The sequence below is a fragment of the Pseudomonas sichuanensis genome (assembly GCF_003231305.1).
In the GTDB taxonomy this organism is placed as follows: domain Bacteria; phylum Pseudomonadota; class Gammaproteobacteria; order Pseudomonadales; family Pseudomonadaceae; genus Aquipseudomonas; species Aquipseudomonas sichuanensis.
Map to the genome: position 1 here is coordinate 1 of NZ_QKVM01000163.1, position 292 is coordinate 292.

A 292-nucleotide genomic window follows, 5' to 3' on the forward strand; every position below is an offset into this window, starting at 1 on the left:
CAGGCTGTTGGGATCTGGGGCCTGCACCGGCCACTCGACCTCGCCGATGTAGCTGCTCGGCGCCCAGGGCGGCGAGGGATCGCGGCCGAAGTTGACCCAGGCCGGCCCTGGCGCCGCGCCGGACACAGCCTTGAACCCCTGCCCGTCCAACGTGCCCTTGAGCAGCGTGCCCAGGGCATCGGTGACTTCGTAGTCGCCGGCCTTGATGCCCTTGGTGTTGGCGTACAGGTTGAACAACTCCAGCGCGCCCTTGCCCGGCTTGGGTGGCTCGGGGAAGGTGCCGGCCAGGCTC

General features: G+C 69.9%; 1 pseudogene. It reads right to left on the minus strand.

What is annotated here, in order from left to right:
• Positions 1-292 (minus strand): annotated as a pseudogene (locus DM373_RS28560) (hypothetical protein); the annotation flags it as partial.